Origin of the sequence: Mesorhizobium sp. M7A.F.Ca.ET.027.03.2.1 (assembly GCF_003999175.1) — a bacterium.
In the GTDB taxonomy this organism is placed as follows: Bacteria; Pseudomonadota; Alphaproteobacteria; order Rhizobiales; family Rhizobiaceae; genus Mesorhizobium.
In genome coordinates this window covers 1-7,224 of sequence record NZ_RZOM01000196.1, presented here as the reverse complement: position 1 = coordinate 7,224, position 7,224 = coordinate 1, and the positions used below count along the sequence as shown (strand labels likewise).

Genomic DNA, 7,224 nt, shown 5'->3' with positions numbered 1-7,224 from the left:
GTCATAGGGATGCTGCACACCCTCGGCACGGCCATTGGCGCCGATCGGAGCGGTCAGCGGCTGGTCCGGATCGGGATTGGGCGCGGTCAGATAGAATTCGAGCTCCGGCGCCACCACCGCCCGCCAGCCGCGCCTGGCGTAGAGGTCGAGCACGGCGCGCAGCACATGGCGCGGCGAGGCCATCCAGGGCCGGTCGTCCATATGGAAGGCATCGGCGAAGACATAGGCCTTGCCGGGGCTGGCACCGGGTGCCAGGCACAGCGTCGAAACGTCGGGCACCATGCGCATGTCCGGGTCCGAATAGGCAAAACCCTCGTCGATCGAGCCGGAGTAGCGGCCGTCGATGCTGACCAGGAAAGCGCTGCTCGGCAGATAGAGCGCGCGATCTTCCAGCGCCTGGAGGAATTTGGCCGTCGGCAAGGCCTTGCCGCGCAGGACGCCGTTCATGTCGGGCACCAGGCACTCGACTTCGTTGATCCCGTGCCGGGCCAGCCAGCCCTTGGCGTCGTTGCCGCCGGAGAGCGAGATATTCGTGTTGTTGTCAGGCATTTCGTTCATGTCCGTATCAAAGAGAGTATGGCTTGCGCGGCCACATCCGTTCCAGGTTTCAGCGCCATTTGGGCTGCATTGTCCTTGAGGCGGGCGCGCATGGCATCGTCGGCCAGCAGGCCGAGAATGGCTTTCTCCAACACTCCTTCGGTCCAGGCATCACGGCCGATATGGTCACCGACGCCGGTTTCTCCGGCGCGGCGCGCATTGTCGTGTCCGTCCCAGCAATAGGGCATGATCAGTGACGGCACGCCGAAGCGCAGTGCTTCGCAAAAACTGTTGTTGCCGCCGTGATGGATGAACAGGTCTGACTTCGCCACCACCGAGGGCTGCGGAAACCAGGCGTCGAGATAGACATTGTCGGGCACCGCACGGTAGGCGTCGCGCAGGCCGCCGGCATTGACAATAAAGCGCGCCGGCAGCCTGTCGAAGACGACCAGCATGCGCTCGATCAGGCCGACATCCATGGCGCCGAGGCTGCCGAAGCTGACATAGACTAGCGGCCCCTTGTTGCGCGGAAACACCGGCACTTCGAACGGCCCTTCCGAGCGCACGCAGCCTTCGAGATAGACGAAGCGCGTGGGATCGAGCGGCTCGGCGCGCTCGCGGCGCACGATCGTCGGGGTCAGCAGCAAATTGAGGTCGGGCGACGCCTCCAGGAACAGGCCCTTCGGTAGCGGCGCCAGGCCGGCATCCATGCGAAAGCGATTGAAGCGGTCATGTGCGGGCGCGCAAGCCGCCAGATACCTTGCCTCGAACGCCGCGCGCTGCGGGTCATCCGCGCCAAGCCCCGACAGATAGGGCGGCACCTCAGCATCCGGCAGCTCGGTCTCTGCGCAGGAGACGACGCGCACCCATGGACAGCCGGCGGCAGCGATCGCCGGGAACATGATGACATTGTCGAGCACCACCGCATCCGGCTTCAGCCGCGCCAGCAATTGGCGCAGCGGCGCCTCGGCATTGACCGCGGTGTCGACGATCGCCTGCCAGGTCGGCGCGACATAGGTTTCCAGCTGGTCGATCGGGCTCAGCCTGAAATGCGGCAGGTGCCTGCGCACGAAGGCTTGCCAGTAGCTCTGGCGTTCGCTGTCGCTCAGCGGCTCGTCGGTCGGCAGCTGGTATTCCTGGAAACCATAGTCGGCAAAGACGCCGGAGAAGCCGGCATGGCAAATGAAGACGGGCCGGGCGCCCTTGGCACGCAATGCCTGCGCGATGCCGACGCAATTCAACGCCGCGCCGAAACTGGCTTCGGGGAACAGCGCGATGGTCGGGCTGGCTTTACGCGTCAATTAATCCTCGTCATTCCGGCCGGCTGATCATGCCGAACAGGGCGGGCGCCCCGCGACTGGCCGCTTGCGGTCGCTGGTTGCGGGAGAGCCGCAGATGAATGCGAAGCAGATCGGCCGCCACCTCATACTGCAGGCTTTCAAGATGGTCGAGTATAACAAGGTGTTCGCGCAGCGATTGCCGCAAGCGGAAGACGTTGACGCCGGTATAGATGCCCGGTAGCCGGCGCAGCCTGAGGTGATCGGCCAGCGCGTCGGCGATGAAGCGGTTGGCGCAGCCCTCGGCGAGCATGCCGTGAAAATCGATGTCCAGCCGCTGGAACTCGCGTGTATCGAATGCGGCGTCCGGCAGCGCCACCAGCGCTTCCATAGCCTGGCGCAACGTCGCCGCCCGCGCGCCGTCCAGCCGGAAGCCCGGCGTCAGGATGGCCGCGGGTTCCAGCAGCAAGCGGAACTCATAGCTGTCGCCTTGCGCCTCTGGATCGTCGGGCGTGCGCCGAAACAGCCAGGACTGGCCAGGCGCTCGGTCCAACAAATTCTCTTCGGTCAGTTTGTTAAGTGCTTTTAGTACCGTCTTGCGCTCGGCACTGTAGCGCCGTATCAGCCCCGCGACGGTCACCGTCTGGTCCAGCCGACGCGCCGACCGGTCGCGCAGGATCGCCTCGGCCAACTCGTCCTCCTCGGCGGCGGGCAGTTCCGTGGCGACTGAAGCCTGCGCGGTGAGGTCGATGGCCAGGTGATAACCGGAATCTGCCTCCCAGCGCACGACACCCCGTTCAGCGAGCAGGCCGAGAGCCGCCCGCACCGGCGTGCGCGAGACATTGCACAACGAAGCGATCTGCTGCTCCGGCAAGCGTGCGCCGGGCTCAAAACCGCGCTGCCGCGCCACATCCAGGATGCGCTGCGCCAGATCGAGATGGTTGGTGCGAGGTCGTCGGGCTGCGGCTTGCATGACTGGTCTCGTGGAAAACGACATGACCGCATTGATCTGACCGATCGCCCGCACGGACGCAATCGGCCAGATTCCACGATCGCCTAGCAAATTATGGATTGACGTACTTTTTTCTGCAATAGTACTGTCAGGGCAATCGGCGAGAAAAAGACCGAGGGAACGGGATCGAGGCAGCGGCAAGGGTCGCAGGCGTTGGTCCGGCGAATGCAATTCGACGATCAACCGAAATGGGAGTCTGTCATGACCGCTACCAGCCTGCGGCGCCGTGCGCTGAAAACATCTTCGATCGCACTTGGCCTGGCCTTGGCGCTGTCCGCGCCGGCGACGGCTGCCGACCTCGTCATTTCCAACTGGGACGGCTACATGGCGCCTGACGCCATGGCCGCCTTCAAGACCGCCACCGGCGTGTCGGGCGAAGTGGTGGTGCACGCCACCAATGAAGAGATCATGGGCAAGCTCATCGCCGCCGGCGGCAAGGGCTATGACGTGGTCTTCGTTTCTTCGCCCTTCGCCGAGGTGCTGAACAAGCTCGGCCTGACCGAGCCGATCGACCACGCCAAGATCCCGAACCTCACCAATCTCTATCCCGAGGCAACCAAGCTGCCGCACGATGCCGGCAATGCATTCTCGGTGCCCTACACCTGGGGCACGACCGGCCTCTGCTACCGTTCGGACCTGATGAAGGTTGCGCCGACCAGCTGGAGCGACCTGCTCGCGCCATCCGACGAATTGAAGGGCAAGACCACCATGCTGGCGACCGACCGCTGGCTGCTGGCCGCCGGCCAGCTCGACAAGGGCTATTCGGTCAACGAAACCGACCCGGCCAAGATGGCTGAGGTCAAGGATCTGCTGATCTCGGCCAAGAAGACCCTGCTCGCCTATGACGACACCACCTTCTATTCCAAGCTGGTGTCCGGCGAGGCGCTGATGGTGCAGGCATGGGACGGCTGGTGCAATTACGGCATCGCCGAAAAGCCCGAGATCAAATACGTCATTCCCAAGGAAGGCTCCGACCTCTGGGTTGACACGATGGTGGTGATGAAGGCCTCCGCCAACAAGGACGCCGCCTTCCAGTTCATCAACTTCATGCTCGACGCCAAGAACCACGCCTGGGCGGCGCAGAACATCGACTACAAGGTGCCGAACAAGCCAGCCATGGAAAGCCTGCCGGCCGATTTCCTGGCCAAATTCCCCAACATGGCGATGCCGGTGGCCGACCTCGTCAAGTTCGAGCAGTTGCGCGACGTCGGCGACGCCCAGCGCGACTATTCGAAGATCGTCAGCGAGATCAAGGCCGCGCAGTAGCGGCGCGCCACTTCGGTAGCTGGAATCAAGCTTGCGTTCCTTCGCGCCCCCCTCTGGCCTGCCGGCCATCTCCCCCTCAAGGGGGGAGATTGGCTGGGTTGTGGCCTGTCGCCAATCTCCAGCGCAGCGCCCCCTCATCCGGCCGCTTCGCGGCCACCTTCTCCCCGTGGGGGAGAAGAGCAAAGCGCCGGCGCCAGCGACCTCCTCTCCCCTCGGGGAGAGGTCGGATTGCCCCGAATTGCCCTTCGCAATTTGGATGGCAATCCGGGTGAGGGGGCAACTGCCCGAACATCATTTCGATGCCCTTGAAGAGGCTGGCAGGGCAGAGGGGGGCACTCCTCCGTGAAGTACACCCCCTCCCGCTCCTCCCTCCTGATGGCCCCGGCACTGGCCTGGCTCGCGGCCTTGATGGTGGTGCCGTGCGCATTGGTGCTGGCGCTCGCCTTCTTCCGGCGCGGCATCTATGGCGGCATCGAATACACCTTCACGCTCGAAAATTTCGGGCTCGTCTTCGATCCGCTCTATGCCGGCATCTTCCTCAACTCGGCGCGCATCGCCGGCACCGCCACCCTGATCGCGGTGGTGATCGGCTATGCCGCCGCCTACGCCATCGCAGCCGCCCCGCGCCGGTGGCAGCCGGTGTTCCTGTTCTTCGCCGTGCTGCCGTTCTGGTCCAATTACCTGATCCGCACCTATGCGTGGATCGTGCTGCTCAACCGCGAAGGCCTGATCACGCAGTTGTTGCGCTGGTCCGGCTACACTGGCGAACCGCCCTCGATGCTCTACACCGAAGGCGCGGTCATCGCCGGCCTCGTCTACAACTATCTCCCCTTCGTCATCCTTGCCTGCTACGCGCCACTGTCGCGCCTCAACCCGGAACTGGCCGAAGCCTCGCGTGACCTCGGCGCCTCCGCCGCCACCACATTCCGCCGTGTCATCCTGCCGCTGACCGTGCCGGGCATTGCCGCCGGCGCAGTGTTTGTCTTCGTGCTGTCGATCGGCAATTTCGTCACGCCCGCGCTGCTCGGCGGCGGCCGCTTCCAGATGATCGGCAACCTCGTCTACGACCAGTTCCTGACTGCCAACGACTGGCCATTCGGCGCCGCGCTCGCGATGGCGCTGATCGCCATCATGCTTCTGGTGCTGATGGCGCAGGCGCTGGCCGCCAATCGCGCCTCGGGCCACGCCGCGCAAGCCGGCGGAGACACCGATGGCTGAGCGCTCCCCCGCCACGCGGCGCACGCTCTGGCTCGTGCTGAGCCTGGTCTTCGCCTTCCTCTACATCCCGATAGTCGTGCTGGTCGCGCTTTCCTTCAACGAAGGCGGGCTGCCGACGGCATGGTCGGGCTTTTCGCTGAAATGGTATGCCTCGCTGGCCGGCAATTCGGCGATCCTGTCCGCTGCGCTCAACACGCTGATCGTGGCACTGGTCTCGACCGCGATCGCCACGCTGCTCGGCACGCTGCTGGCGATCGGCATCGAGATGCGCCGGCAATACGGCAAGGGCCTCGAAGCGCTGATCTTCGCGCCGATGATCATCCCCGACATCGTGCTGGCGATCGCTCTGCTGTCGTTCTTCTCCATGCTCAACCTGACCATGGGGCTGCACACCATCATCCTCGCCCATGTCGTCTTCAATCTCGCCTTCGTCTGCTCGGTGGTGCGCGCAAGGCTGAAGAGCTTCGACTGGTCGATCGTCGAGGCCTCCGCCGATCTCGGCGCCTCCGCGCTCACCACGTTCAGGCGGGTGACATTGCCGGTCATCGCGCCGGCGGTGATCGCCGGTGCGCTGCTCGCCTTCACGCTCTCGGTCGACGAGTTCATCATCGCCTTCTTCACCGCCGGCGCCGGCCGCGCCTCGACGACGCTGCCGATGCAGATCTACGCCATGATCCGCTTCGGCATCACGCCGGAGATCAACGCGCTGGCGACCATCGTCATGGCGGTCTCGATCACCGCGCTGACCCTGTCGCAGCGGCTCAACCGTGGGATCATAGGCCAATGAGCGAACCCCGCACGCTTCTGGCCATCGATCATGTATCGAAGAATTTCGGCCGGGTGACCGCCGTCGACGGCATCTCGCTCGACATCAGAGAGAACGAGTTCTTCGCGCTGCTCGGGCCGTCCGGCTGTGGCAAGACCACGCTGCTGCGCATGCTGGCCGGCTTCGAGACGCCCAATGACGGGCGCATCCTGCTCGACGGCCGCGACATTGCCAAAACCCCGCCCAACAAGCGGCCGGTCAATCTGATGTTCCAATCCTATGCGCTGTTTCCGCATATGAGCGTCCGCGCCAATGTCTCCTACGGCCTGGAGATGGAACGTTTGCCGGCGGCTGAAATCCGCTCCCGCGTCGACGCCATCCTGGCGACAACCGAGCTGGTCCCCTTCGCCGACCGCAAGCCGGAGCAACTGTCGGGCGGTCAGAAGCAGCGCGTCGCGCTCGCCCGCGCGCTGGTCAAGCGGCCACGCCTGCTGCTGCTCGACGAGCCGCTTGGCGCGCTCGACAAGAAACTGCGCGGCGCCATGCAGCTGGAATTGAAGCGCCTGCAGCATGAGGTCGGCATCACCTTCGTCATCGTCACCCACGACCAGGAAGAATCGCTTGTGATGGCCGACCGCATGGCGGTGCTCAAGGACGGCAAGCTGCTGCAATGCGACACGCCGCACGCGATCTATGAGCATCCGGCCGACCGTTTCGTCGCCGACTTCATCGGCGTGATGAATTTCGTGCCGGGCAAGGCCGCCGCCGATGGGGTTGTAGCCGCGAATGGCGTTCGAGTACTAGGCAAGGTTCCAGCAAAGCTCTCGCCCGGTGCATCTGCTGTCGCGTCGGTGCGGCCCGAGCGCATCCGGCTGTTCCCGTCGGTGGAGACCGCCAACCGCACCACCGGCACGGTCGAGGCGCTGGCCTATCAGGGGCTCGACCTGCAGCTGCATGTCCGCACACCTCTGTCCCCAAAGCCGTTCCTGGTGCGCGTCACCGCTGATGCCGCCGACCGCCGGCCGGTCGCGTCGGGAGATCAGGTCGAACTCGGCTGGGACGCCGCCGATGTCAGAGTTTTCGCAGAATAAAGGAGAAGCCTGATGGCGCAGAAGACGATCGCGTTTTTTCCAGAAGCGGCCTACGGC

General features: G+C 64.6%; 6 protein-coding genes and 1 pseudogene. 4 read left to right on the top strand and 3 right to left on the bottom strand.

What is annotated here, in order from left to right; translation table 11 throughout:
• From EN750_RS11375 to EN750_RS11365, 3 genes and pseudogenes are all read right to left on the bottom strand, one after another.
• Positions 1–549 (bottom strand): annotated as a pseudogene (locus EN750_RS11375) (glutamine synthetase); the annotation flags it as partial.
• Positions 550–554: 5 nt separating this feature from the next.
• Positions 555–1,838 (bottom strand): glycosyltransferase, encoded by a 1,284-nt coding sequence (locus EN750_RS11370; protein ID WP_127396480.1) that lies wholly within the window; start codon positions 1,836–1,838, stop codon positions 555–557.
• A 10-nt stretch (positions 1,839–1,848) separates the two neighbouring features.
• Complete coding sequence (locus tag EN750_RS11365; protein WP_245482676.1) at positions 1,849–3,009, bottom strand: GntR family transcriptional regulator; 1,161 nt, start codon at positions 3,007–3,009, stop codon at positions 1,849–1,851.
• Between the two features lie 18 nt (positions 3,010–3,027).
• On the opposite strand from EN750_RS11365, the gene EN750_RS11360 reads away from it, so the two are divergent.
• The 4 genes from EN750_RS11360 to EN750_RS11340 all read left to right on the top strand — a co-directional run bounded on the left by EN750_RS11360 (position 3,028) and on the right by EN750_RS11340 (position 7,167).
• Positions 3,028–4,092 (top strand): spermidine/putrescine ABC transporter substrate-binding protein, encoded by a 1,065-nt coding sequence (locus EN750_RS11360; protein WP_127266967.1) that lies wholly within the window; start codon positions 3,028–3,030, stop codon positions 4,090–4,092.
• Between the two features lie 375 nt (positions 4,093–4,467).
• Positions 4,468–5,310: an ABC transporter permease gene (locus EN750_RS11350; RefSeq protein ID WP_127396481.1), complete on the top strand. Its 843-nt coding sequence runs from the start codon at positions 4,468–4,470 to the stop codon at positions 5,308–5,310.
• A complete protein-coding gene (locus EN750_RS11345) occupies positions 5,303–6,097 on the top strand; it encodes an ABC transporter permease (RefSeq protein ID WP_127396479.1) in 795 nt (264 codons plus the stop codon). Before EN750_RS11350 ends, EN750_RS11345 begins: the two co-directional genes overlap by 8 nt.
• Complete coding sequence (locus EN750_RS11340; protein ID WP_127396478.1) at positions 6,094–7,167, top strand: ABC transporter ATP-binding protein; 1,074 nt, start codon at positions 6,094–6,096, stop codon at positions 7,165–7,167. The genes EN750_RS11345 and EN750_RS11340 overlap by 4 nt, the downstream gene beginning before the upstream one ends.
• Positions 7,168–7,224 lie beyond the last annotated feature (57 nt).